Raw genomic sequence first — 25,065 nt, forward strand, 5'->3', positions numbered from 1 at the left:
TGCCTTCACCGGCAGCTTCACCCGGAAGGGGGACGGATGCGCGGGGGGCTGGGCCGAACGGGTGACGGTATTCGTACCTGCGTGCGAAGAGGTCGGCCCGTGGCCTACTCGACGAGGGCCCCGGTGCCCAGCGCCACCGCGAGGCGTTCGGCGTCCCGCGTGCCGGGCTCGGCGGTGTAGACGGTGATGCGCAGATCGTCGAGGGCGTCCAGGAGCGTGTCGCAGTCGAGCGTCATCCGGCCGGCCGCGGGATGTTCCACGAGTTTGCGCCGGGAGGGGCCCGGCAGGGGCGGCGGGACGTCGGCGTCCCACAGCTCGGTGAAGCGCGGGGCGGCCTCGGCGAGCGCGCCGACGAGCCGTCGCAGCGCCCGGTCGCCCGGGTAGCGCAGCGCGGTCAGCCGCAGGTCGGCGACGAGCCGCGCCTCGTGCTCGGCCTGCTCCCGCGCGGTGTGCACGACACGGCCGGCCGGTCCGGCGAGGTTGCGCCAGACGGCGTTGCGCTCGAGGCCGCGCCAGGCGGACGTGGCGCCCATCAGCGCGTCGTACGGGCCGTTGGCGAGGAGCAGGTTCCAGCTGGCGTCGTGGACGGCGACCGGGGTGTGCGCCAGCCGGTCCAGCAGCCGGCGCACGCTCGGCGCGAGCCGGGAGGGGACGACCTCGGGGCCGGGGACGGTGTGTCCGGCCAGCCGGTACAGCAGCTCCCGTTCCGGTTCGGACAGGCGCAGCGCCCGCGCGAGCGCCTCCACCACCTGGGCGGAGGGCGCGGTCGCCCGGCCCTGTTCGAGCCGGGTCAGATAGTCGGCCGAGACCCCGGCGAGCGCGGCGAGTTCCTCGCGGCGGAGCCCGGGAGCGCGTCGGCGCCGGCCGACGGGGACGCCCGCGCTCTCCGGCGTGACGCGTTCGCGCCAGCGGCGTACCGTCCGGCCGAACTCCCACGTCTCCATGGCCCCAGTGTGCGCCGGAGCGCCGCCGTTGTCCCGCCCTTGTCCTGGCCCTGGCATACCCAGGACAACGGGACGGCTGGCTGAGCACCGCCCGTTCGCGGAGGGTCGGACCCATGACCACCACCGAATCCGGCATCGGCGCCGGCACCGTCCTGCTCACCGGAGCGACCCGGGGCCTGGGCCGGTCCGCCGTCCTCGCCATGGCCGGCCGCCCGGCGGCCGACCGCCCCGACCTGCTGCTGGTGGGCCGCGTCGGCGCGGACCTCACCCGGGTCGCCGACGAGGCGCGTGCCCTCGGGGCGCGGGTCCACGGGATCGGCTGCGACCTGGCCCGGCTCTCCGACGTGCGCGCCGCCGCGGCGGACGCCCGCGCCCTGCTCGACGCCGGGGCGGTACGGCCGCTGCGCGCGCTCGTCGCCAACGCCGGGACCATGTCGGCCGACGTCCGCACCGCGACCGCCGACGGCCACGAGCTGACGTTCGCCGTCAACTACCTGGCCCACGCCCTGCTCATCGGCGAGCTGCTCGGCTCGCTCGCCGCGCCCGCCCGCGTCGTCCTGCTCGGCTCGAACGTCTACAGCGCCAACCTCTACCGCAAGCTGATGGGCGTACCCGAGGCGAAGTGGCGCGACCCCCTCGAACTCGCCCGGCCCGCGACCGGCGACAAGAACCCCGGCTTCACCGCGTCCGGCACCGCCTACGCCGACGCCAAGCTCGCGCTCCTGTACTACGCCCACGAGCTCCAGCGCCGTGCCGCGACCGGCGTCAACGTGCTGGTGTTCGAGCCGGGATGGATGCCCGGCAGCGCGCTGAGCCGGGGCGCGCCCGCCGTCTTCCAGGCGATGGGGCGCGGACTGGGCCGGCTGCCCGGGGTGTCGACCCCGGAGGGCTCCGGCCCGAAGCTGGCCTCGGTCGTGCTCGACGACCGGTGGGCCGGGCTGCGGGACGGCGCGTTCGTGCTGAAGGACAGGGTGACGGAGGTGCGTCCCGTCGCCCACGACCGGGAGCGGGAGCGGCGGTTGTGGGAGGCGACGGAACAACTCCTCGCGGAGGTGAGTCCGTTGAGCTGATGCGTCAGGCGTCCAGCGTCGCCAGGAACCGCTCCAGGGCCGCGTTGAAGGCCCTCGGGCGTTCCAGGTTGGGCAGGTGGGCGGCGCCCTCGATCACTTCCAGGGTCGAGGAGGGGAGGGCGGCGTGCATGGCCTCGGCGTCCGGGACGGGCGTGAACTCGTCGTCCGTGCCGACCACGACGAGGGCCGGCACGGGGAGGCGGGTGAGCAGATCGCGGTAGTCGGGGCGCAGGGCCCGGCCGCGCAGGGCCGCCGCGGCGCCCCTCGGGTCGGTCGCCGTCATCATGCGGTGGACGTGCGCGGCGACCTCGGGGTCCGCGTACGGCGCGACCATCTTGTACAGCACCTCGTCGGCGTACCCGCCCATGCCCTCGCGCAGCAGACGGTCGGCCATGGCGTTGCGGGCCTCGCGGCCGGCGTCGGTCTCGGCGGTGGGGGAGGTGTCGGCGAGGACGAGGCCGGCGATGCGGTCGGGGAAGCGGGCGCAGCACTCCATGACGATCTGGCCGCCCATGGACAGGCCCCCGAGCACGCAGCGTTCGACGCCGAGGTCGTCCAGGAGGGCGGCGATGTCGTCGGCGAAGACGGACAGGGGGGTGACGGCGTCGGTGCCGTCCGGCACGGGGGAGGCGCCGTAGCCGCGCAGGTCGGGGGCGATCACCCGGCGGCCGGCGGAGAAGGCGGCGAGCTGGGGCGCCCACATGCTCTGGTCGAAGGGGTGGCCGTGGACCAGGACCAGGGGGAGGGCACCGGTGGGGTTCCCGGTGTCCTCGCAGGCGAGGAAGGGGGGCATGGGGCGACCCTAGGGTCGGGATCGGGGCCGGGGCAACGGAGATCCGCCCGGACGCGGGCGGCTCGCGCGGCGCTCGTGCGGGTGCGCGTCGGGTCAGACGTGGGCCCGGGTCGGCGGGTCCGCCGGGACCGGCACCGGCGTCGCCGGTGGCTGCCCGCGGCGTGCGTACCGGCCCGTGAGCCAGGCCGCGGCGGCGACGGCGAGACCGGTAGTGAGCAGGGCCCAGGAGACCGTGCGCAGGGTGTCGGTGAGCGCGTCGTAGACCGCGCCCGCGGCCGGCTGCGAGACGTCGTCCGGCAGCCCGGAGAGGGTCAGCACCCGGCCGACGAGGACGGCGAGCGCCAGCAGCGCGGCGCCGAGCGCGGTGCCGAGCCCGACGGCGATCACCGCGCGGCGCCGGGACACCGCGACGACGATGCCCGCGACGGCGCACACCAGCGTGGCCAGCGGCAGCCAGAAACCGGCGAATTCGAGCACGTGGAACCCCTTCCGGAACAGGGTCAGACGGTCGGCGGGGAGCAGGGTGATACGGGTGTGTTCGACGGGGATGCGCTCCGCGAACGGCACGTGGTCGTCGACCAGTTGCTCCTTCAACTGCCGGGTCGCGGGGGCGAGGTCGAGGGTGACGGGGACGTCCCGGTCCCCGTCGCCGCGCAGGGCGTCAAGCACGGCGTCGTGGGCGGCGAGGTTGGCGGTGCCCCAGGCGGAGCGGAACGCCTCGGTGCCGGTGAAGGAGACGACGGCGTCGTGCACGTAGGCGTGCACGGGGGCGCGCAGCGGGGGTCCCACGTCGATCTCCCGCATGATGTCGTCCGTGACGGCCGCGGCGATGGCGTCGCGCACCTCGGTGTCGGTGGCCAGCGGCGCGGTGGTGGCGGCGTAGCGGGCGGTGTCCCCGATGCCGTGGGTGGCCCAGACCGCGAGGACGGACAGCGGGACGAGCAGGCAGGCGATGACGAGGAGGAGGGCGGCGATCGGGGGACGGGCGGAACTCCGGGACACGGGTCAAGCGAAGCGGAGCGGCGGGCCGGGGGCGAGCGGGAATGGGCTGATCGGGGTGGGCCGACTGCGGCCCCGGCATCGGATGTTCGCGCCCCCGACGCCCCCGCCGGGGCCCCCAGCGGGTTACCGTGCTGGACGGACGTACGCGCACCTGCGTGACCGACGCATACGGAAGGATCCGGATGCGTTCAGGTGCGTCGGGTGCGTTCAGATGCGTTCGATGCATTCGATGGGGGAGGGAACGATGCCCGGAACCGTGCTGCTCCTCGCGGCCTCACCGGCGGGCAAGGGGCGCCTCGTGGACGCGGCCTCCGTGCTCCCCGTCCTCGCGGCGGTCGCCCCGGCGGTGCTGTCCGGCACGGAGACCGCCAATGTCGTCGAGCTCGCCGACCCGCTGGAACCGCAGGCCGTGCTGACCCGGCTGCGGGCCGCCGCCGCCGCGCCCGCGCCGCTCACCGTCTTCCTCACCGGCCAGCTCCAGCTCGACCGGCGCCAGCACCTTCCGCACGTGGCGCTGGCCCGCTCCACGCCGGCGACCGTGCGCTACACCGGCTTCCCCTGGCAGTGGATCACCGAGGAGCTGCGGCTGCGGCCGCCGGGCGCCACGTCGCTCGTCGTCGACCTGCACGCCGACCCGGAGACCTGGCAGCACCTCGCCGCCCGGCCGCTCACCGCCGGGCCGGGCGTGAGCCTGTACGGGCGCCTGGCGCCGCCCCCGCCGCGCCGGTCGGTCGCGGCGCCGACGTACATGAAGGCGGTCGCCACGCTGCTGCGCAGCGGCCACCGGCCGCCGCTCCCCCAGCTCCACCAGCAGGCGCTGGCGCGGCTGGCGGAGGAGACGGGGGCGTACGGGGACGTCGTCCTGACGTGGGACGCGGGGGCGGGCGCCGGGGCGGCGGTGCCGGCACCGGTCGCGGCTCCGGTGCCCGTGCCGAGGCCGGCACCGGGTGCGGAGGCGGTGCCGGCGCCTGTGCCCGGGGCCGCGCCCGCCGTGCCCGAACCGGTGCCCGCGCCGGCGGAGCCCGATCCGCACGCCGCCCTCACCGCCGCCGTCCAGGCCGAACGGCACGAGGAGGCGGAGGCGCTGGCCGCGCGGTACGAGGAGGAGGCGCTGAGCGCGCACGGGCCCGCCTCCGAGGAGGCGTTGCACTGGTCCGAGGTACGGGCGGACCTCGCGATGTTCGCGGGGGACCCGGTGCGCAGCTGCCGTACCTGGCTCGCGGTGGCCACGACCCGGCTGTGGGCCCGGCAGGCGCCGGACGCGGTGGCGGTCGAGAACGCGGTGGATCACGCCCACCATCAGTGGGCGCGGATCGAGGACGTGGAGCACTCCCGCGAACTCGGGGCGCAGCTGGCCGAGTTGCGCGAGCGGGTTCCGGGGCGGCGTGAGGGTGCGCTCGCGCACGTACGGGAGCGACTCAAGCAACTCGACGGGGTGGACCCGACGAGCGGCGAGCCGTCGGTACAGCACGTTTCCTAGCTGCGGGTGCGTCGTGGCTTGTCGCGCTCACGCGGCGGAGCCGCACATCGACACAGCCCCGCGCCCCTGAAAGATCGGGGGCCGGCCCCAGTCTTTCAGGGGCGCGGGGAACCGCGCGAAACGGGGCGAAGCCCCGTGCCGGGTGGAGCGTCGCGGCCGAGAAACTCCTCAATGGGGTCGGAAGGGGCGAAGCCCCTCCCGTCTCGTACCCCCTGGTGCCATGATGGGGAGTCATGGCTGAGGGGGATGGCGTGGCCGACCAGGGGATCCGTGTCCGACTGTCCGGCACCGCCGACGACAGCGACATCGACGCACTGAAGAGCTGGCTGGAACGCGAACAGCCACTGGAGGCGCTGGTACGCGAGGGCAGGCTGCTCATCCAGATGCGCTCGGACACCACCGCGACCGTCGAACGTGGCAGCCCCATGGGCCTCGGCATGGAGATCTTCCTCGCGTTCGTCGGCGGCGCCTCCGGCGAACTGATCCGCCGGGTCACGGTCACCGTCGAACGGGCGTTCAGCGCCTGGCAGGAGAACCGCCGCGACGTCGAACGCGGCGATCCCCCCGACGGCCGGGTCGACGCGGTGACCCCCGACGAGGGGTAGCCCCGTGGACCCCTTCGACCCGCGCGGACACGCCAACCGCGCGCTGCTGGTCGGCGTGTCCGCGTACAAGTACACGAAGCCGCAGCCCGACGGCGTGCCCGGCCATCTCCCGGCCGTGGAGCACAACGTGGCGCGGCTGCGGGACGTGCTGCGCCGGGGCGGGGTGTTCGCGGACGGGGAGATCACCGTCGCGCGCTCGCCCTCGCAGGAGCGCTTCGGGCACGCGCTGCGCACGGCGGTACGGGACGCCGAGGGGCTGCTGCTGTTCTACTTCGCCGGGCACGGGGCGATCCCGAGCGCGGGCAACGAGCTGTTCCTGCAACTGCGCAACGCCCGCGTGGTCGCGGGCGAGCACGCGGTGTTCCCGGGCGCGGACGCGTTCAGCAGCGTGCTGACGGAGCTCGCGACGAGCCGGGCGCGGCACGTGGTCGTGATCCTGGACTGCTGCTTCGCGGGCAACGCGGCCCGGGTGTGGGAGACGCTGCCGGACAAGTGGCGGATCTCGCTGCTGATGAGCGTGCAGGCCAACCACCGCATCGACGCGGGCCCGGACACGACGCCGACCCCGTTCACCGAGCAGCTGGTCCACCTGCTCGGCAGCGGCGACCCGATGGCCTTCCAGGACCTGTGGGAGCCGCTGCACAGCCATCTGCGCGCCCACCACCGCACGCTCCGCGAGGAGCCCTGGGCCCCGCAGAGCAGGACGGCGGGCGAGGAGGACGTGCTGCTGGTGGCGGGGTCCGAACCGGGCCCGTCGGTACCGCTCACGGGCGCACCGAACCGGAACACCACCGGCACCCACACCGGCCCCAGCTCCGATCCCGACCCCAGCCCTGGCACCGACCCCACCCCCAAGCCACTCCTCCCCGCTCCCCGGCCGCCCGCCCGCGAGCCGTTCCTGCGGCGTCTGGGCACCGCCCTGCTGCGGACCGGCCAGGTGACCCTCGCCCTGACCGGCCTGGGCAGGGGCCTGCGGGACCTCGACGGGGGCTCGCGGCAGGACCCGGGAGGCTCCTTACGGGAGCCGGCCCCGGGCGGCGCCTCCCGGGGCCCGGCTCCGGACCGCCCCGGCCCCCACCCCCACCGCACCCGCCGCCGCGCCGCCGTCCTCTCCCTGGCGCTCGCCGTCCTCGCCACCTCCCTCGGCGGCTACGCCCTCTTCGGCCCCGGCGGCGACCCCTCCTGCGGCCCACCCCTGGAACTGCGCGTGCTGACCGACCCCGACCTCGAACACTCCGTGCGGGACGCGGCCGACGCCTACCTCACCTCCGACGCCAACACCGGCTCCGACGGCTGCCGGCGCACCGGGATCACCGTCTACAGCGCGGGCGCCGCCGACGTCGTCACCGCGCTGCGGCAGCGCACCGAGGACTGGCGGGACCCGCGCGACGAGGACACCAACCCGCAGCGGGACGTCGGCGCGCAGCCGGACGTGTGGATCCCCGCCTCCCGCGCCGACGTCGCCCGCGTCACCGCCGAGCGGGACACCGACTCGTACGCCGCCGTCCTGCGCACCCTCGGCACGCTCGCCCACTCCCCGCTCGTCCTCGCCGTCCCCGACCGGCTCGCCGCCCCCGCGGGCGACCGGTCCGGCCGTACCCTCGCCGCCCTCCTGACCGCCCTCACCGACCGCGACCGGGACGCCGAGGTGCGCCGCCCCGACCCGGAGTTCACCGACGCGGCACTGCTCTCCACGATCGGTCTGTACGGCCCGTCGGGGGACGGCGTCGCCGCCGGGGAGCAGCGCGTCGCCCAGGCGGGCCCGCCCTCGTCCACCGCCGTCGACCTGCTGTGCGCGCTGCCCGAGAGCGGCGCCGTCGACCGCCGTACCACCGCGCTCGTCCCCGAGTTCCTGCTGCGCAGCGGCGTCGGCTGCGCGCACACCACGCGGGTGGCGCGCACGGCCGAGTACCCCTCGGACGTCCCCGGCGTCGAGCCCGCCTTCGTGCATGTCCACTGGGACGACGCCGACCGCGACGAACCGCGCCGCACCGGGGCGGTCGAGGACTTCTACCACTGGCTGAAGGAACCGGACGGCGGGCAGCGGGTGCTCGGCGCCGCCGGGTTCCGCGCCGCGGCCGGCGGCCACGCGCTGCTCGACGAGGGCCGGACCGCGCACGGCGTGCTGCGCGAGCCCGGGGCGCTGCCCGGCGGGGCGGACCGGGAGCCGATGGAGTCCGCGCTCGCCTCCTACCGCGGCGCGCACGGCCCCGGCCGGGTGCTGTTCCTGCTGGACAGCTCCGGTTCCATGGGCGGGCAGTGGCAGGGCCCGAGCGGCGGCCCCGGGATACTGAAACAGTCCCTCGGCGGTCTCGGCGACCAGGACGAGTACGGGGTGTGGGGGGTCGCCTCCGAACCCGGCGCGAAGAAGCCGTACCGGCTGCTGCTCTCCTTCGGCCCGCACCGGCGCGCCGCGGCGGAACGCACCCTCGACCGCGAGGCCGCCGTGCGCGACGCGGAGTCCGACCCGTACGCCGCGCTGCGCGCCGCGCTCGACGACATGACGGGCCGCGGCACCGACGACGACCGGCCCGAGCTGATCGTCTATCTCACCGACGACGAGGACGACGACCGGCTCACCGGCGCCCGCCTCGACACGCTGCTCGACAAGGCGCGCACGGCCGCGATCCCGGTGGTGATGGTGTCGCTGACGAACGGCGGCTGCGCCCCCGCGCGCCCCGACGCCCGGATCTCCGAGGCGAGCGGCGGCCGCTGCCTGGACGCCGGCGGGGACGTCGGCGCGGGTCTGAAGGACGAGGTCGCGCGGACGGGAACGGGGGAGGACGGATGACGGGAGCGTGTACACGCAAGGCGGCCGCCCTTGTGGCGCTGCTCCTTCTCGGCGTCCTCGCCGGCTGCACCGGCGGGGGCGGGCCCGGTCCCGAGACCGCGGGCGCCACCGCGCACGACGAGCCCGGCGACATCGTCGTGGCCAGCGGCCGGGACGTGACCGGCAGGGACGGCGTCCGGCAGCAGCTCATCGAGGCCTGGAACCGCGTCCACCAGGACGACGGCTTCCGCGCCCGGCTCGTCGAACTCCCCGGCTCCGCCGACGCGCAGCGCAGCCAGCTGCTCGGGGCGCTGCAGTCGGGCAGCGCCCAGTACGACGTCGTCAACCTGGACGTGACGTGGGTACCGGAGTTCGCCGCCGCGCGGCTGATCCGGCCGCTGCCCGAGGACATGATCGAGAAGGATGTCGTCCCGTCGGTGGCGGGCACCGCCCGCTGGGCCGGGAAGGTGTACGCGGTGCCGTTCAACAGCGACGTCGGTCTGCTGTACTACCGCCGCGACTATCTGCGCGCGGCCAACGTGCAGCGGCGCGACCTGGACCACCGGCATCTGTCCTGGGAGCAGTTGCAGGGTCTCGTCCGGACTGTCGGCAAGAAGCCGCCCAAGGGCTACGAGAAGGGCTGGACGACGCAGCTGGACGACTACGAGGGCCTTACGGTGAACGCGCTGGAGGCGTTCGCCAGCGCCACGAAGGACTTCTCCCTCACGGACGGCGGAGGCCGGTACGACGGCACCGTGGACGAACTGACCGCCGGGATCGTCGAACTGGGCAAGCGCACCGACGAGCTGTACACGCTCGGGAACGCCGTCCGCTCCCGCGAGGACACCTCGCTCGCCGACTTCGCGGCGGGCCGCACCGCGTTCCTGCGCCACTGGCCGTACGTCTACCGCACGCTCCACCAGACGTTCGACGCCGACCAGGTGGGCGTCACCCGGCTGCCCGGCCACGCGGTGCTGGGTGGGCAGGACCTGGCCGTGACGGCGTCCTCGCCGCGGGCCCGCATGGCGCGGGAGCTGGTCGCGTTCCTCACCAGCGAGGAGAGCGAACGCTGCCTGCTGGACGCGGGATTCGCGGCGACGCGCGAGTCGGCGTACACCGACGACGACGTCACCTGCCGCCTCGCCGACGCAGGCGGCGCCACGCCCACCCCGTCCCCGACCGGCGAGGGCGCCGACCGCATGCCCCGCGACCGCGCCGGCCGCCCCGCCTACGCCCGCGACACGCTCCTGCCCGCCCTGAAGAGCGCGGTACAACGCCCCCGCACCCCTCTGTACGGCGCCTTCACCCAGACGTTCACCAAGGAGCTCGGCCCCCTGTTCGGCGACTCCCCGCCGAGCGACGCGACCCTGGCCCACCGCCTGGACGCGGCGCTGCGCGAGGCGTTGGGGGACTGAGGGGGCCGTCCGCTACGGCTCGGGGAGCGCCGGCAGCGGCGGGTCCCCGGCGCGGTGGCGGACCACCGCGGCCCAGGACGCCTCCGGTTCGGTGGCGAGGGCGGCACGGGCGCCGGTGAGGTGGTCCACGGCGCCGTCGGGCCGCCGCCCCCGGGCCACCGTCACGGCCGTACCGGTGAAGGTGCGCAGGAGCGTCGCGCCGAGCGCGAGGTAGGCGCGGACCTGGGCGACGACACGGGCCGTCTCGTACTCGTCCGGCGGTACGGCGGGCACCCGGCCCAGCGCCGCCTCCCAGTCGTCCGCCGCCGCCGGTCCCTGCGCCACGTCGGCGATCCAGCGGGCGACGGCGGGCGCGGTCGCGCCCTCCAGGCCGGCCGCGTGCCGGGTCTGCGCGGAGAGCACGGCCCGGGCGTCGTCCTCGATCATCCGCTCCGCCAGCCGGGGAAGCCCGGTGAGCTGGTCGAGCGCGCGGTGCGTGGCCAGGCTCATCACCGCGCGCAGCAGATCGCGGGGCAGCCCGCCGGAGAGGATCTGGCACAGCCACAGGAACGGGTCGGGCAGCCAGACGCCCCGCAGTTCGAGCAGTTCCCGGGCCTGCGCGAGGTCGAGCGGACGGACGGCGACGACCCGGTCGAAGGCGCTGTCGAAGACGGTCCGCACGTCGAGCAGGTGCCGGCCGAAGGCGGTGAGCGCGTCCTCGGAGACGGCGACGAGGAAGTGGCAGCCCCGGATGCCGAAGACGGCCTTGAGGTCGTTGAGGAAGCGTTCGGCCTCCTGCGCGCTGCCGACCTTGTCCAGCTCGTCGATCCCGATGACGACCCGCCCACCGAGCGCCCGCCGCTCCAGCGCCACCTGGTCCAGCAACTCCCGGAACCGGCTCACCAGTTCCGGGTAGGTGAGCAGCTGCCGGGTGTGCTGGGTCTGCCCGGCGTCGGAGACCTGCAGCCCGCCGGGCAGGGCGAGCTGTGCGGTGCGGCCGTGCTGGTACGTCAACTGGTAGTGCAGCAGCCGGAGATGCGCGGCGGCCGAGGCCTCGGCGCCGCCGCGCGGGGTGCCGCGGCGGCGGCGGTCGGGCCCGGTGAACGGGGCGAGCGACCAGCCGACGCCGACGGCGACGAGCAGCACGCCGGCCGCGACGAGCAGGGCGTGCGGGTGGCCGGTGACCCGGTGGGCGGCGGAGGCCAACTGCGGCCGGAACAGTGTGCCGAGGACGACGGCGAGGCCCGCGAGGGTGGTGACGGCGGCGCCGATCCGGTGCAGCAGCGCGGCGCGGCGGCCCGGGACGGGACCGGGGCGCCCGTCGGCACCGGGCGCCTCCCCGGTGATCGCGCGGCACACCTCGGCGAACAGGTGGATGAGGAACTCGCGGGGGTCGTACGAGGTCGGCGCGGGCACGAGGACGAGCAGGTCGTCGGCGGCCGAGGTGGGCCCCGGTGTGCAGAACCGCTGCATCAGGCTGGACTTGCCCGCGCCGCGCGGCCCGCTGATCCCGATGCTGGCGCTGTCGAGTTCGCGCAGGTGGTAGTCGATCTCGGCGGTGGCGGAGGTGCCGACGAACTGGTCGGAGCGGCGGCTCCCGGTGAGCCGGGAGGGATCGACGGTGGGCAGCACGGGCACGGCGGAGGTGTCGTCCCCGGCCCGCAGCGACCCCCGCAGCAGCGGCATCAGCCCGTCCCGCGCGACGGCGGTCAGCCAGTCCTGCCGCGCCTGCCGCGCGGCGTCCCGGTACCGGGGCTCCGACGCCTCGGGCCAGTCGTCGGGGTCCTCACTGCGGGCGGCGCGGGCGCGGGTGGCGTAGGGGCGGGCGTAGAGCCAGGCGAGGGCGAGGAGGAGGGCGAGGGTGCCGGCGGTGTACAGGACGTAGGGGCGGACGTGGTCGGGTACGAGGGGCGGCAGCAGCGCCAGCCCGATGAGGCTAAGGCCGCCGAAAAGCATCAATCGTTCACCGATCGGAGGGGCAGTCGACCGGGTCGGCACGTGGGGGACGACCAGCCTCCATCTGGGTAGGAGAAGGAAATCCCCGATACGCCCGACCAGTCCAAAGAAGGCCACCGGAATACCCAGCGCGATAAGCGCTGATTGGGACATGCCGCCGGGGGCCCCTGCCCCGGGGCCGGTGGAGAAGGCCACAACTGCCGCAACCATCGAGCCGGCTTCGTACCACCCTGCGGTGGCCGGCCGCGCCCACCGGGGCCCGCGCAGCGACTCGGTCATCCGCCGGCGCGCCTGCCGGTAGCGCTCGTACGCGGACCGGCCGGCGTCCGCGACCGTGCGCAGCTCGTTGTCGAGGACGGAGCCGACGCGGTCTCCGAACCGGTCCGCCTCCCATTCGTACGTCTCCGCGTCACCGTCCGCCGTGTAGGTCAGGTAAGCGACGGCCTCCGGCAGGGCGACGGTCTCCGCCCGGATCTCCGCGGCCGCGAGCTGCACGGCCCGTACGTGGGGCAGCCGGTGCGCACCTCCGGTGGCCAGCGCGGTGCGGACCAGGTCGTTGCGGAACGCGTGGCAACCCCGGCCGTAGCCGTCGGCGCGGGCGAGCAGGCCGTGCGTCTCCGCCGACGCAAGGAACCGGCCCAGGAACACCGGGAGGTCCCCGCTGAGGACGAAGCGGAGATGGGTCAGCCGGTACCGTCCCCAGGCGGTGCCGACGAGGAGGGTGAAGGCGAACACGCCTGACGGCAGGGCGATACGGACGTACCACGGCAGTGTCTGCCAGCCACCACCGTCCGTGGTGAGGGCCGCGGGGAGGCAGAAGAGCACGGTGAACGCGCAGGCATTGGCCAGTGCCACCCGTCCGTTGACGCGCAGGTCACCCGTTGTCCGGCCCGTGGCAGGTTCGGTGTCCGAGCGCGTGGCGACGACGACGTATCCGGCGCACAGGCAGGCGGCGACGAGGACGAGACCGGAGGGCGAGGACAGCACCGGGGGCCGGGCACTCGGGAAGTCGGCCAGGGACGCACCCCACACGCACCCGTACGCCACCGCCGCCGCGCCCACGGCACGGAGCACCCGGGGACGCAGCAGTCGTACGGGTGCGCTGCGCACGTGCGGGGTGAACAGCAGGAAGGACACGGCCAGCAGTGTCCAGGCGAGCCGTCCGCCGAAGCGGCCGTCGGCGACGAACGTCAACGACAGCGGAACACCCACCAGCACCACCGCGAGCGCCGCCCACAGCTTCCGCGAGCCGTACTTCTGCGCCATCCGCCACCACAGCAGCAGCCCGTCGTCCTCGCCGCCCATTGCGTCGGTGAGAAGTTCCAGGCGCTGCCGCCGGTTGCTGCCGCTGTCGCCCTCGATGGTCGCCGTCGGGTCGGCGGTGTCGAGGACCCGTTGCCGAATCGCGTCCTCGTCGGGGAAGCGGTCGCCGGTCAGTTCGGCGGGGTCGCGGAGGCTCGGGTCCGCGTAACCGCTGACCGCGAGGGAGAGCAGCCAGGGGGAGGAGAGGGCGTGGGCCAGGGGGCCGTCCGGGTGTGCCCCCAGGGCGCGCACGACGGGCGTCCAGCGGTCCCCGCCCACGGTGGTGAGGTGGCTCGCGACCGTGGGGGCCGGGAGCGGACCCAGCTCCACCGCGAACCCGATGGTCCGCTGCCGCCTCACCTCGGGCGCCTCCCCGCGGGAGGTCACGACGTGGCCCTCGGAGCGGGACAGCCACCCCCGCAGCTGGGTCGCGGCCGTGTCGCGCTGCGGCGCGGGGATCGCGTCGAACCCGTCGAGGACGGGCAGGATCCGCCCCAAGGTCACCAGGGGCCGTACCTCGCTCTCCTCCAGGCGGTAGCGCCCGGCGAGCGCGGAGACGAACCACTCCTGCACGCCCGTGGTGGCCGGGTCCCAGGTGGAGAGGTCGGCCAGGACCGGCACGGGTTCGCCGTCCTGGTGATTCTCCGCCCGGTCCAGGACGAAGCGGTGGGCGGCGGTGGTCTTGCCCGAGCCGGGTGGCCCCACGAGGACGACCCGCCTGCGGCTTCGGGTTCGGTGCAGTTCCGCCAGGCTCCAGTACACCGTCGTTCCGGAGAGGGCATTCGGCCGGCCGTCCGGGCCCGGGACGATCAGCGGCGGGGAGAGCACTCCCTCCAGCCGCCGCAGCGCGTCGGACTCGACGACGCGGACCTGGGACAGGAGGTGTGCGTCCAGCTGGTGCGGGAGCGAGCGGCGCATGAGGAGCGGGGCGGACCTCCGCCGGAACAGGCCCCGGAACAGGAGGGTCCCGGACACCACCGCCCCGCCGAGCGCCGTCACCGCGACGACCGTGCCCACCGACGCCGACAGCCGGGGTCCGCTCAGATACAGCGCAGTCAATCCGACGACGACCAGCGCCGCCCACCCCGCGACCAGACCCCGGCGCGAAACCCCGCGCCCCTCCCCCGAGTTCACCACCGGCGCATCATCGCGCACCCGGTGGCCGAAGGCCCAGGAATCCGGGCGGATTCAGTGCCCGGCGGCGGTCACCGGCCCGTGGCCGAGACCCCCGACACGCCCGGCACCCCCGACACCCCCGTGTCGTCCACCTGGTGCACCGTCGTCGTGCCGTCGTCGCCCGCGCGGGCCGGGCCCGCGTTGGCGGCCAGGAGCAGGGCGGTGACGGCGATGAGCGCGGCGCCGAGTCCTCTGACGTATCGCGCGGACGTGCCTCGGGTCATGGGGAACCTCGCAAGGTCGGCGGGCGTACGGCGGGCGGCGGCGGCCGGACGACGGCGCTGGCGTCGGCGTCGCATGACAGTGCTTCGTTAAGCGTGTTTAATACGGCGCTTAACGTAGAGCCTGTGGGAGCCTGACCACAAGGGATCCAGGGGGAGTTGGGGCTGTGGGAGAACACGCGGCGGGGGAGCAGGAGGACCGTGACCGGCCGGAGGTGATCGGCCGCCGGGTGCAGCGGCTGCGCACCGCGCGCGGGCTGACCCAGCGGCAGCTCGCGGAGCCCGCGTACACCCCCGCGTACATCTCCACCCTGGAGGCCGGCCGGGTGCGCGCCTCGGACCCGGCGCTGCGGCACATCGCGGAGCGGCTGGGCGTGGCCTTCGAGGAGCTGGCCACCGGACGCCCGCCCCACCTGGCCACCGATCTGCGGCTGCGGCTGACCGACGCGCAGCGGGCGCTGGCCACCGGGGAGGCGTCGGTGGCGGCCGAGCGGTACGCCGCGCTGCTCGCCGAGGCGGAGGAGCACGCGCTCCCCGCCGAGCGGGCCGCCGCACTGCTCGGGCTCGGCGAGTGCGCCATGGACACCGGTGACGTCACCGAGGCGCGCGAGTTCTTCGAGCGGTCCGAACGGTGTCTGACGGACGCGGGGGCGCCGTTGCCGGCCCGGGTCCCGGCGGTGCGCGGCCGGGCGGTCGCCCACTATCTGGCGGGTGAACTGCGGTATGCCTGCTATCTGTTGGAGACGACTCTCGACGAGCTGAACCGGTCCGGGCTGCACGATCCGGACGCGCTGCTGCTGCTGTACGCGAGCGCGATCGGGCCGTACATGGACATGGGCACGCACGCGCGGGCCGCGCAGGCCGCCGAGTTCGCGCTCGCGCTCGCCCCGCAGGTCGAGGACCCGGCGCTGCTCGCCCGGATGCACCGCTCGGTGGCCCGCACGCTGATCGCCGAGGGCCGTATCGCCGAGGCCGACACCTCGCTGGCCAAGGCCGCCGAGCTCTACCGTCAGCTCCAGATCCGCACGGAGCTGGCCAACTGCCACTGGATGCGCGGGTATCTGTACGCGCAGGACGGCAGGCTGGAGCGGGCGGAGAGCGAGCTGCGGGAGGCGCTCGCGATGCTGTCGGAGAAGCGGGCCGCGCTCTACAGCAGCCAGGTCGCGGTGGAACTGGCCGACGTCCTGCACCGGCGGGAGCGGTCCGAGGAGGCGTCGGAGCTGCTGCACGGCGTCCTCGGCGGCCTCTCCCCCGAGCGCGGCGCCGTGCACGCGGCCGCCGCGCACCGGCTGCTCGGCATCATCGCGGAGGACGCCCGCGACACCGACACCGCCGAGGAGCACTACGTGCGCGCACTCAGCCTGCTGGAACGCGCGGGCGCCGCCGGCGATCTGGCCGACCTGTGCCGCCTGCTGGGCGATCTGCTGCGCCGCACCAACCGTGTGGAGGCCGCCCTGGACGCCTATCGCACCGGCCTCGGCCACCGCACCGCCCCCGGCACCACCACCCTGGGCCCGGCCCCGGCCCAGCCCCCGCTGTAGCCGGGCGGAGGCCGTCGCCCGGCTGTACGGGGCCTGTGACGCGTGACACGTGACGGTGCTGCGGATTTTGCCTGCTCTTTAGGCGCTTCCGCGCGACGCGTCCGTATCTCTGGGCGTCCGGCTCCGCCCGCGGTGGAGCGATGACGCGAGCAGGAGAGGTGCCATGGGCATTTCACGTAGCGCGGCGGGAACCCTCTTCGTCGGAGGTGCCCTCGCCCTCACCATGGCGGCGATCGCCTACCCCACCATGCTGGGGTTCCAGACGACGGCCTCCCAGTCGAGCCGCGTGATCGCCAACCCCCCCAGCGGGCCGCTGACCGAGGCCGACCGGGACTTCGTGGTGAAGGTGCGCGCGGCCGGGCTGTGGGAACTGCCCGCCGGTGAACTCGCCCTGCAGAAGGGCACCACCGAGGCCGTACGGACCGCCGGTCAGCACCTGGTCAACGGGCACGCCACCCTCGACGAGGCCGACCGCCGGGTCGCCCAGCAGCTGAACATCGCGCTGCCCAACCAGGCCAGTCCGCAGCAGCAGGGCTTCGTGGCGACGCTCAAGTCCGACAAGGGCAAGCAGTTCGACTCCGACCTCGCCAACATCCTGCGGGTCACCCACGGGCAGATCTTCTCGACCATCGCCAAGATCCGGGCCAACACCGAGAACACGCTGGTCCGTCAGCTCGCCAACCAGGCCAACATCACCGTCCTGGACCACATCACGATTCTCGAGGCGACGGGGCTGGTCAACTTCAACCAGGTGCTGTTCCAGGAGACGACGCCGCCGAAGCTCTCCCAGGACCAGCTCACCCCGCCGCCCGCGCAGCCGGGCACGGCCGTGCAGCCGCTGACGCCGCCGCCGAATTTCACTCCCCCGGCCACGGTCATCCCGGCGACCCCGGGCGCCGGGAACGTCACCAAGCCGGCGGGCTGAGCCGGGGAATGAGCCGGGGGCCGGTGTCCTCGGCCCCCGGCGTCTTCAGGAGCCGCTCGCGTTCGACGGGCCGAAGAACTCGATCTCGGCCAGCGCCACCTGCTTCTTGCTGGAGAACGCGTACGACGACTCGATGGTGAAGCGGACGGCGACGACGTCCCGGGCGCGGAAGGCGCGGCGCTGGGCGCCGGCCGCCTGGTCGAGGTTGAGCGTCCGGGTGGTCGTGCGCCCGTCGGCCGTGGTGATCCGGGCCTCGACGAGGTGCGGCAGGGCGGACTGGTTGAGCTGGTCGGCGTGGGTGGAGACGCCCGAGGTGATGAGCAGGTCCAGCAGCCGCGTGGGCTGCGCGAAGCGCGCCTCCACCCACTCGCCCTTGCCGGACTCCACCACGCCCGGGCCCCACCAGGTGTTGTTGAGCTTGTCGAAGACGAGCTCCGGCTTGTGGCCCGGGTACGAACGGGAGGCGCGGACACCGTCCGGCGAGAGCGGGGCGCGCTTGGCGAAGTGGTCGCGGGTGGCCTGGACGCCCTTGGGGATCTGGAAGCAGGCGAAGACCAGACCGGTCAGCACGAGCGCGGCCACCACCCAGGTCAGGACCCGGTCGAAGGTGCGGCGCAGGCGCGGGCGGTCGCCCGCCCAGGGTGCCTCGCGGTTCTGGAAGTCCGTGATCCGGCGCCACCACGGGCGGTGGGCCGGGGCCGTGTGGCCGTCGCCGGCCAGGGGCATGGCGCAGCGGACGCAGTAGTGGCGGTCCGGGTGGTTGGGCGTGGAGCACCAGGGGCAGGGCGGGCCGCCCTGTGCGCCGGGGGCGTGCCCGGGGGCGCGCACCTCGGGGCGGTCGGCCACGGGGACGCCGGGCAGCACCGGGGCGACGTTCGGCTGTGGGGCGGTGCGGGGGCCGGGGTCGTCGACGGGGACCAGCAGCGAGCGGGCCCGGTCGGACAGGGCGTCGGGTGCGGGGGCCGGGGCTGCCGGGGTGGGGGTGGCCGGGGTGGGGATGGTGTCGTAGATGTCCTCGACGTCCCCGGTGGAGCCCGTGCCGCCGGTGGCCCCGGGACCGCCGGTGTCCGCGGAGTCCCCGGCGTCCTCCCCGTCCGGGGAGCCCGGGATGGGCGGCCCGTCCAGGTACTCGGGGGCTCCGGGGGCCGCGGCGGCCGCCCCGGAGGGCTCGGCGGACTCGGGCCTGCGGGTCAGGAGCGGGTCGGCGGGGTCGGCCCGGGAGAAGGCGTCCCAGGTCGGGTCGCCGGAGCGGGTGTCGGTCGCCGCGGCGCCGGCCGCCGGTGCGGGGCGGGCGTCCGGTGCGGGGCGGGTCGGCAGCGCGGGGCGGGCCGGGCGGGCGGTGCCGGCCGGGCGTGCGGTGGCGCCGGCGCTGTCCGTGCCGGCGCGGTCGGTCCAGCTCAGTACGGCACCGCAGCCGTCGCAGAAGGACTGGCCCGGTTCCGCGCGGGTGCCGCACTCGGCGCAGTTCTGGGTGGTCATTTCTCCGGTTTCCTTTCGGCGGCGGTCACCTGAACCGTGTAGGGCATGTGGGCGGGGCGCGTGGCCGCGACGAGGGCGTCGAGGCGGTGCGCGTCCGCGGGGGTGGGATCCGGCAGCCGCAGGTGGACGTGGAGCCGGGGGCGGGGGGCGCCGGGGACGGGGCCGAGGGGGCGGGCGCTCCACGCGGCGGCGCCGCTCTCGGTGATCTCCGGCTCGGCACCGAACGCGAGCCGGACGGCTTCGGCGAGGCCGCGCCGGGTGCCGCGGACGCGGTGCAGGTACGCGGCGGCGGCGACGGCCGCGCGCAGCCGGGGTTCCGGCTGGGGACGGCCGGGGTCGGTGCCGTCGGTCTCGGCGCCGACCCAGCCGGCGAGCCAGCCGACGAAGTCCACGGGGGCGAGGGCCGGGTCGAAGTAGGCGTCGAGGCAGTCGAGGACGTTGAGGATCGGGGCGAGGACTTCGTCGAGGCCGGCGACGAAGCGCTGGGCGAGGTCGTCGTCGGCGAAGACGGCGGGCAGGTTGAGCCCCAGCGGAGCGGACGACCCGAGCCCGTCGACGGACCCCCTCATGGGGTACCTCCCCGTGACACGGCCCGTGCGCCCTCCGGGCAGGGGACTTCTGCGCGTGCGCGGCTGCGGGTCCGTTGTGGCTTGTCGCGCCCGCGCGGCGGAGCCGCACATGTCACAGCCCCGCGCCCCTTTGGGTTGGCGTGCTCGCCGTTCTCCTGGAGGGGCGCGGCATGCAGGGCGCGCCCCTTGAGGCCGGCGCACTCGCCGTTCGTCGGGGCAGGCGCCGTACGCCGGGCGCCGTCGGCCTCGGGGCGGCTCATGACGCGTCGCCGATCACTCGGACGCGGTGGTCGTACGAGAAGACCAGCGACGGCCGGCTCAGGTCGATGCGGTCCGTGGGGTCGCCGCGCTTTCCCGTGAGGGGGTCCGCGGGGTGGAGGGTGACCTCGTCGACCAGTTCGACGCCGGGGACGCGTTGCAGTACCGCGAAGATCTCCCCCGACTGGACCGGGCGGCCGAACGGCCAGCCCTTGCCGTCGGCGCCGCCGGTCAGCGGGTCGAGGTGGCGGTAGAGCGCGTCGTGCGCCTGCCGGCGCACCCGGTCCGTGTCGACGCCGCGGAACGTGTGCACCGTGGCCACCACCGTCACCCCCTGGTAGAACGGCGGCCCCACGGCCAGCCGGGTTCCGATCAGCCGGCGCTCGTCGAGGTGCCGGGTGATGCGGGACAACAGCGCGTCCCCGGGCACGAGTTGCTCGAAGCGCAGCCGCCCGCCCGGGTCGGGCACGGCCTGGGGGACGACGAGGACCCGGATCGCGTAGGAGCCGTAGTCGCTCTCCTCGCCCTCCAGGCAGGTGATGCGGGCGGTCTCCGGGGCGGCGCGCCGGGCGAGTTCCTCGTAGTCCCGCAGGGTCACCGCGCGCTCCTGGGCGCGCAGTGTGATGGGGGCGCGTACCTTCGCCTCCTCGACGGTCTCGCCGTCGACGCCGCCCCGCGCGGCCTCGCGGTTGACGACCTCGCTGACGAAGGGGATGGAGGTGCGCAGCACCCGGACCGCGCCCCGGGCGACGTTCCCGGCCCGCCCGCCGCCGATGCGGTAGCGGCGGGCGCGCAGCACGGCGCCCTTGGGGGCGACCATGCCGTACTGGCGCAGGCTGCCGTCGGCCTCGCGCACCGAGGGGCCGAAGGCGATCTCCCCGGTGGTGGCGTCGAGGGTGAGGTGCCGGTCGTCGGGGCGGGAGGCCGCGAAGTGCGGGACGACCTCCCAGTCGACCCAGCCGTCGTGCTCGGCGCTCTGCACGAGGACCGGCGGGGTGTCGCCGACGACGGGGGCGTGGGCGAGGCGCAGCCGCTGCCCCGGCAGGCCGGTGGACTCGCCGAGCGCCTCGTCGTGGACGGTCTCGGCGTGGACGGCGCCGGTGGTGCCGCCGATGGTGCAGGCCTCCACCGAGCGGACGGTGGGGGAGGTGGTGTAGAAGGGCTGGTCGGGCAGCGGTTCGGTGACCCGGCAGCGCAGCCAGCCGGCCTCGTGGCCGCCGGTGCGCGAGAGCACGTGGCTGCCGGGGACGTGCAGGACGACCTCGCCGGGCCGGTTGAGTCCGCCGGTGCCGTCGCGGTCGACCTCGCACGGCTGCCAGCCGTCCTCGGACCAGGCCTCCCAGACCAGCGGCGGCTGGCGGGGGTCGACACCGACGCCGTCGACCCGGCTGTCGAGTTCGAGGACGACGGCGCAGTGCGGCGCGGCGGCGGTGAGCCCGACCAGCATGCAGTCGCCGGGGCGCGGCGACTCGGCGAAGCACCCGATGTCGGTGCCCTCGGCGAGATCGTGCGTGTGGTCGGTGACGGTCTCGCCGCTGTGCTGCACGACCAGGTGGCGCAGCGCGCTGGGCACGATGCGCAGGTCCCGTTCGACGGCGAAGACGACCGCGTCCTCGCTCTCCGTGCGCGGGGTGGCGACCTCGGTGCCGGCGGGCACGGAGACGGCCTCCTCCTGCGGCGCGGACAGCCAGAAGGTGACGTCCGTACGGGCCGCGCTGGGCGGGAAGAGGGTGATGCCGACCAGGTCCAGGAAGGCGAGGTGGTTCTTCTCCGGGACCCGGTTGAGCCGGTAGACGATCTGGTCGGCCATGTGCGCGACCGTCTCGACGAGCGTGACGCCGGGGTCGGAGACGTTGTGGTCGGTCCACTCCGGGGCGCGCTGCTGGATGTAGCGCTTGGCGTCGTCGACGAACTGCTGGAAGCGGCGGTCGTCCAGGTTGGGGGAGGGCAGGGGCATCAGAGGTCGCTTTCGGGGAGGTGGCCGGGGCCGTCGGACGGCGCGGGTGCGCCCGGCTCCTCGTGGGAGGGGATGACGTAGAACGGGAAGACGAGGCTGCGCGGGTTGTTGGTGCCGCGGATCGAATAGCTCACGTCGATCAGCAGGGTGCTCTCCTCGGCACCCACCGACACCTCCACGTCCTGCACCTCGATGCGGGGCTCCCAGCGGTCCAGGCTGAGGTGGACCTCGTGCTGGATGCGGCCGGCGGTCTGTTCGTTGACCGGGGCGAAGACCAGGTCGTGGATGGCGCAGCCGAACTCGGGGCGCATCGGCCGCTCGCCCGGCGCGGTGGAGAGGATCAGCCGGATGGACTCCTCGATCTCCTTCTCGCCGCTGACCAGGGCGATGCCGCCGGTCGGCCCGATGCGCAGCGGGAACGACCAGCCGGAGCCGACGAACTGTTCGGCCATGAGTCAAGCCACCTGCCTTGTGCGGGAGAGGTTCATGACGCACCCAGCATCGGGATCATGGCGACCTTGAACGAGGGTGACAGGACCGAGAAGCTCGCGCCGACGACCCTGGTGGAGGCGGAGTTGAGCTGCAGGGTGCCGCCGCCGGTGATGTTGGTGGCGCCGCCGCCGGTCAGGGTCGCGGCGCCGCCCGCCACCATGTTCAGGGCGCCTCCGGTGTTGACGGCGATCTGGCCCGCGCTGCGCATGTTGATCATGCTGCCGCCCTGGATGCTGATCGGGCCGCCGCTCTTGATGCTCAGGGAGCGCCCGGCGCTGAGCGACAGGCTGGTGCCGGCCTCGACGGACACCGAGTGGCTGCCCCTGATGCTGACCGTGCCCTTGCTGTCGACGCTGATCTCGGTGTTCGTCCGGTCCAGGTTGATGACGAGCTTGTCGTCGCCGGACTGGATGCGGACGCCCTGCTTGCGGGCCAGCTTGGCGCTGAGCAGGTCGACGCGGTTGCCGGTGCGGTCGGAGAGGGTGTGCCGGGCGGCCTGGTTGCGGGCGCCGTGGTAGAGCGGCACGTCGTTCTTCGTCTCCTGGTTCCGGCCGTTGTACAGACCGCCGAGGACGAAGGGGTGGTCCAGGGCGCCCCGGTCGAAGGCGACGAGCACCTCGTCGCCGACGTCGAGCGGGAAGAACCCGCCGCCGTTCCTGCCGCCGAGCTGCACCGAGCGCGTCCAGTCGCTGACGTAGGTGTCGTCCAACCACGGGAACGTGAGCTTGACCCGGCCGCGCCCCAGCGGGTCGGTGACGTCGGTGACGACGGCGTTGGCGACGCTGGGCAGCCGGGGCGCGCTCTCGGTGCCGCCGGAGGCCAGCCCGTACAGCGAGCGCCACTGGCGGCCGCTGACGGTGAGCGCCGACTCGTAGTGCTGGCCGGCGCCGAAGCCGTGCCGGACGGAGGTGACGGTGTACTTGCCCTCGAAGGGGGCGCCGGTGTCGGCGAGCGCCACCGGGACGCCCGGCCGCAGCCTGGGGTTGCCGCGGACGGTGACCTCCACCTCCGCGAAGGAGGCGGAGACGTCGTCGGCGAGCGCCTTCGCGGCGTGTGTGACCTCGGCCTGCTTGTCGTAGGGCGTGGCGGTCTGCACCAGCTTGGTCGGCCGGAAGAAGCGGGCCGCGCCGCCGGGGGTGGCGCCGATCTCGAAGCCCGGGTTGGTGGTGGCCGGGGCGGTGGCGACGATCTCCTTGGCCAGGTTGACGTCCCAGCCCCGCGACTCGACCTCGGCGACCTGGTCGGCGGCGGTGACGCCGGTGCGCAGCCGCAGGATGTCGTGCCGGGCCTGGAGGACGAACGGGCTCTTGTCGCCGTCGGTCTCCGGGGACGGCGCGCCGGAGGACGGCTCGGGCGAGACGAAGTTGAAGTTGCCCCTGGCGTCCAGGGACATCACCATCTCGTTCTCGTCGGCGAGCCGGGCGAGGAAGTCCCAGTCGGTGACGTTGGACTGGCTGATGAACTCGTACTGCGCCTTCGTCGACTCGATCCGGCCGACCGGGACGCTGTTGAGGCCGACCAGTTTGCGGACGATGGAGGAGGCCGTCTCGTTGGTGTACGCGGCCACGCGGCGCCGGCGCAGCAGCCGGTGGCCGAGGTCGTAGCCGCGGATCACGGTGAAGGAGCCGGTGCCGTCGTAGTCGGCCTCCAGGGCGGTCACCTCGCCGGTCAGCAGCGGATCGGCGGCGCCCTTGCCGCCCGCGACGGGGGTCAGGACGACGTCGGTGCCGAAGGTGACGCCGAGCCGCTTGAGCAGGGTGCGGTTGGGGTCGCGGAAGGTGAGGCGGAACGCGGCGGGGACGCCGACGCCCTGGTCGACCCAGCCCTCCACGAGCAGCGGGGCGATCGTCTTGCGCAGCTCCATCCCGTTGAACTTGACCTTGATGATGTTGGAGTACGTCAGCGGCGGCATCAGCGGTGCACCTCCTGCGTGGCGGGCAGCAGCAGATCGGTGCCGTTGGCCAGCCGGGCGGGGTCGTCGATCCCGTTGGCCTCGGCGATGTCACGCCAGGCGGAGGCGTCGCCGTACTCCTGCCAGGCCAGCGACTGGAGGGTGTCGCCGGCGACGACGCGGTGCACGCGCTGGGCGGTGAGGGCGCCGGAGGTCGGGTTCTGCCCCGGGGTGGCGTGCGGCAGTTCGTGCAGCGACACCTGGCAGGTGGCGCGGACGGGGACGCCGGAGGTGCCGAACAGCGTGTACGACGCCTCGACGGAGCTGACGTAGGAGATGAACCGGGCCGTGGCGAACGAGCCCCACTGGAAGATCACCCAGGGCGGCGAGGGCTTGTCGGCGGCCTTGCTCCTGGCCGTCACCACACAGCAGTCCATCAGCGCCTCGACCTGCTTCAGCACGGCGTTGCTGCCGGGCTTGTCGGAGGAGTCCAGGAAGACCTCCACGGTCATCTCCCGGGCCACCGGGCCCATGAACTCCGGGATCGAGCCGTCCCGGGTGTTGGCGGCCGGGGTGTTCTTCCACTCGGCCTGCCGGGACAGGGTCAGCTGCGCCGGGTTGAACTGGAGGGTGAAGTTCTTGATGAGCGCGCCCGGCGAGGGGCTGTCGCCGATGGGCGGCTCGTGGATGGCGAGGGTGGCGTGGACGAGGCTCTTGCCGGCACCGTTGGCCATGTGCCGCTCCTTTCGTTCCGGTGGGGTGCGCCGGCGTTGCCGGTCTCCCTGCTGGTGGCGGGGGATCAGTCCGTGAAGCCGTGGTGGGCGATCTCCAGGACCTCCGTGGCGACGGCCGGGCTGCCGGCGTCGAAGGACGGGCCCTGCCAGCTCACCGGCAGGACGTCGAGCAGCCCCCAGCGGGCGATCTCGGAACCGTCCGCGCGCCGGGCCACGATGGTCCCGGTGGGCCGCTTGATCCCGGTCTGCACGGAGGAGATCCACTTGGCGACCTTGGTGGTGTCCGGGGTGAGCGGACGGGTCAGCCGGACGTGGGAGAAGGTGATGCGGGTCGGCAACTGCCAGACGAAGCCGTTGTTGCCGCCCTCGGGGCGCTGCTCCACCTCGACCTGGGACGACAGCCCCTCGCACCCGTTCCAGTAGCCGAGGCTCTGGCCGTCGATGGACAGGGTGAACCAGATGGTGGAACCGGGGTCCGTGCGGGACATCGGGGGCGGCCTTTCGCG

General features: G+C 74.5%; 19 protein-coding genes. 7 read left to right on the forward strand and 12 right to left on the reverse strand.

The features are described 5' to 3' along the window. Positions 1-104 precede the first annotated feature (104 nt). Complete coding sequence (locus OIE12_RS16985; protein ID WP_329136215.1) at positions 105-944, reverse strand: helix-turn-helix transcriptional regulator; 840 nt, start codon at positions 942-944, stop codon at positions 105-107. A gap of 113 nt (positions 945-1,057) precedes the next feature. Between OIE12_RS16985 and OIE12_RS16990 the strand changes: the two genes are divergently transcribed. Next, positions 1,058-2,014 carry an SDR family NAD(P)-dependent oxidoreductase gene (locus OIE12_RS16990; protein WP_329136217.1) on the forward strand — a complete coding sequence of 319 codons (957 nt, stop codon included), beginning with the start codon at positions 1,058-1,060 and terminating at the stop codon, positions 2,012-2,014. Positions 2,015-2,018: 4 nt separating this feature from the next. Here the strand turns inward: OIE12_RS16990 and OIE12_RS16995 are convergent, their stop codons facing one another. Together OIE12_RS16995 and OIE12_RS17000 are read right to left on the reverse strand one after the other, a co-directional pair. After that, positions 2,019-2,807, reverse strand: a complete 789-nt coding sequence (locus tag OIE12_RS16995; RefSeq protein WP_329136219.1) for an alpha/beta fold hydrolase — start codon at positions 2,805-2,807, stop codon at positions 2,019-2,021. Positions 2,808-2,900: 93 nt separating this feature from the next. After that, complete coding sequence (locus tag OIE12_RS17000) at positions 2,901-3,809, reverse strand: hypothetical protein (protein ID WP_329136221.1); 909 nt, start codon at positions 3,807-3,809, stop codon at positions 2,901-2,903. A gap of 244 nt (positions 3,810-4,053) precedes the next feature. Here OIE12_RS17000 and OIE12_RS17005 point away from each other — a divergent pair, with 244 nt between their 5' ends. From OIE12_RS17005 to OIE12_RS17020, 4 genes are all read left to right on the forward strand, one after another. Further along, positions 4,054-5,289, forward strand: coding sequence for a hypothetical protein (locus OIE12_RS17005; protein WP_329136223.1), 1,236 nt, complete (start codon positions 4,054-4,056; stop codon positions 5,287-5,289). A 233-nt stretch (positions 5,290-5,522) separates the two neighbouring features. Next, complete coding sequence (locus OIE12_RS17010) at positions 5,523-5,894, forward strand: hypothetical protein (protein ID WP_329136225.1); 372 nt, start codon at positions 5,523-5,525, stop codon at positions 5,892-5,894. Between the two features lie 4 nt (positions 5,895-5,898). Further along, positions 5,899-8,685, forward strand: coding sequence for a substrate-binding domain-containing protein (locus OIE12_RS17015; RefSeq protein WP_329136227.1), 2,787 nt, complete (start codon positions 5,899-5,901; stop codon positions 8,683-8,685). Continuing rightward, positions 8,682-10,079, forward strand: coding sequence for an extracellular solute-binding protein (locus OIE12_RS17020; protein ID WP_329136229.1), 1,398 nt, complete (start codon positions 8,682-8,684; stop codon positions 10,077-10,079). The genes OIE12_RS17015 and OIE12_RS17020 overlap by 4 nt, the downstream gene beginning before the upstream one ends. A 12-nt stretch (positions 10,080-10,091) precedes the next feature. On the opposite strand, the gene OIE12_RS17025 is transcribed toward OIE12_RS17020, so the two are convergent. Both OIE12_RS17025 and OIE12_RS17030 read right to left on the reverse strand, forming a co-directional pair. Next, positions 10,092-14,453 carry an NACHT domain-containing protein gene (locus OIE12_RS17025; RefSeq protein WP_329136230.1) on the reverse strand — a complete coding sequence of 1,454 codons (4,362 nt, stop codon included), beginning with the start codon at positions 14,451-14,453 and terminating at the stop codon, positions 10,092-10,094. Positions 14,454-14,521: 68 nt separating this feature from the next. Continuing rightward, on the reverse strand, positions 14,522-14,716 hold the full coding sequence (locus OIE12_RS17030; RefSeq protein WP_329136232.1) for a hypothetical protein: 195 nt from the start codon (positions 14,714-14,716) through the stop codon (positions 14,522-14,524). A 164-nt stretch (positions 14,717-14,880) separates the two neighbouring features. Between OIE12_RS17030 and OIE12_RS17035 the strand changes: the two genes are divergently transcribed. Continuing rightward, complete coding sequence (locus tag OIE12_RS17035) at positions 14,881-16,254, forward strand: helix-turn-helix domain-containing protein (RefSeq protein ID WP_329136234.1); 1,374 nt, start codon at positions 14,881-14,883, stop codon at positions 16,252-16,254. Between the two features lie 163 nt (positions 16,255-16,417). Beyond that, entirely contained in the window at positions 16,418-17,179 is a 762-nt protein-coding gene (locus OIE12_RS17040; RefSeq protein ID WP_030376832.1) for a DUF4142 domain-containing protein, read from the forward strand. 45 nt (positions 17,180-17,224) lie between these two features. On the opposite strand, the gene OIE12_RS17045 is transcribed toward OIE12_RS17040, so the two are convergent. The 7 genes from OIE12_RS17045 to OIE12_RS17075 all read right to left on the reverse strand — a co-directional run bounded on the left by OIE12_RS17045 (position 17,225) and on the right by OIE12_RS17075 (position 25,047). After that, positions 17,225-18,658, reverse strand: a complete 1,434-nt coding sequence (locus OIE12_RS17045; RefSeq protein ID WP_329136236.1) for an NADase-type glycan-binding domain-containing protein — start codon at positions 18,656-18,658, stop codon at positions 17,225-17,227. Further along, positions 18,655-19,227: a phage tail protein gene (locus tag OIE12_RS17050; RefSeq protein WP_329136238.1), complete on the reverse strand. Its 573-nt coding sequence runs from the start codon at positions 19,225-19,227 to the stop codon at positions 18,655-18,657. The genes OIE12_RS17045 and OIE12_RS17050 overlap by 4 nt, the downstream gene beginning before the upstream one ends. A gap of 256 nt (positions 19,228-19,483) precedes the next feature. Further along, on the reverse strand, positions 19,484-21,442 hold the full coding sequence (locus OIE12_RS17055; protein ID WP_329136239.1) for a putative baseplate assembly protein: 1,959 nt from the start codon (positions 21,440-21,442) through the stop codon (positions 19,484-19,486). Beyond that, complete coding sequence (locus OIE12_RS17060; protein WP_329136241.1) at positions 21,442-21,894, reverse strand: GPW/gp25 family protein; 453 nt, start codon at positions 21,892-21,894, stop codon at positions 21,442-21,444. Before OIE12_RS17060 ends, OIE12_RS17055 begins: the two co-directional genes overlap by 1 nt. Before the next feature lie 32 nt (positions 21,895-21,926). Beyond that, a complete protein-coding gene (locus OIE12_RS17065; RefSeq protein WP_329136243.1) occupies positions 21,927-23,846 on the reverse strand; it encodes a VgrG-related protein in 1,920 nt (639 codons plus the stop codon). Next, complete coding sequence (locus OIE12_RS17070) at positions 23,846-24,559, reverse strand: CIS tube protein (protein WP_329136245.1); 714 nt, start codon at positions 24,557-24,559, stop codon at positions 23,846-23,848. The genes OIE12_RS17065 and OIE12_RS17070 overlap by 1 nt, the downstream gene beginning before the upstream one ends. 65 nt (positions 24,560-24,624) lie before the next feature. Beyond that, entirely contained in the window at positions 24,625-25,047 is a 423-nt protein-coding gene (locus OIE12_RS17075; RefSeq protein ID WP_329136247.1) for a phage tail protein, read from the reverse strand. Between the last annotated feature and the right edge of the window lie 18 nt (positions 25,048-25,065).

The organism is Streptomyces sp. NBC_00670, assembly GCF_036226765.1.
Taxonomy (GTDB): domain Bacteria; phylum Actinomycetota; class Actinomycetes; order Streptomycetales; family Streptomycetaceae; genus Streptomyces.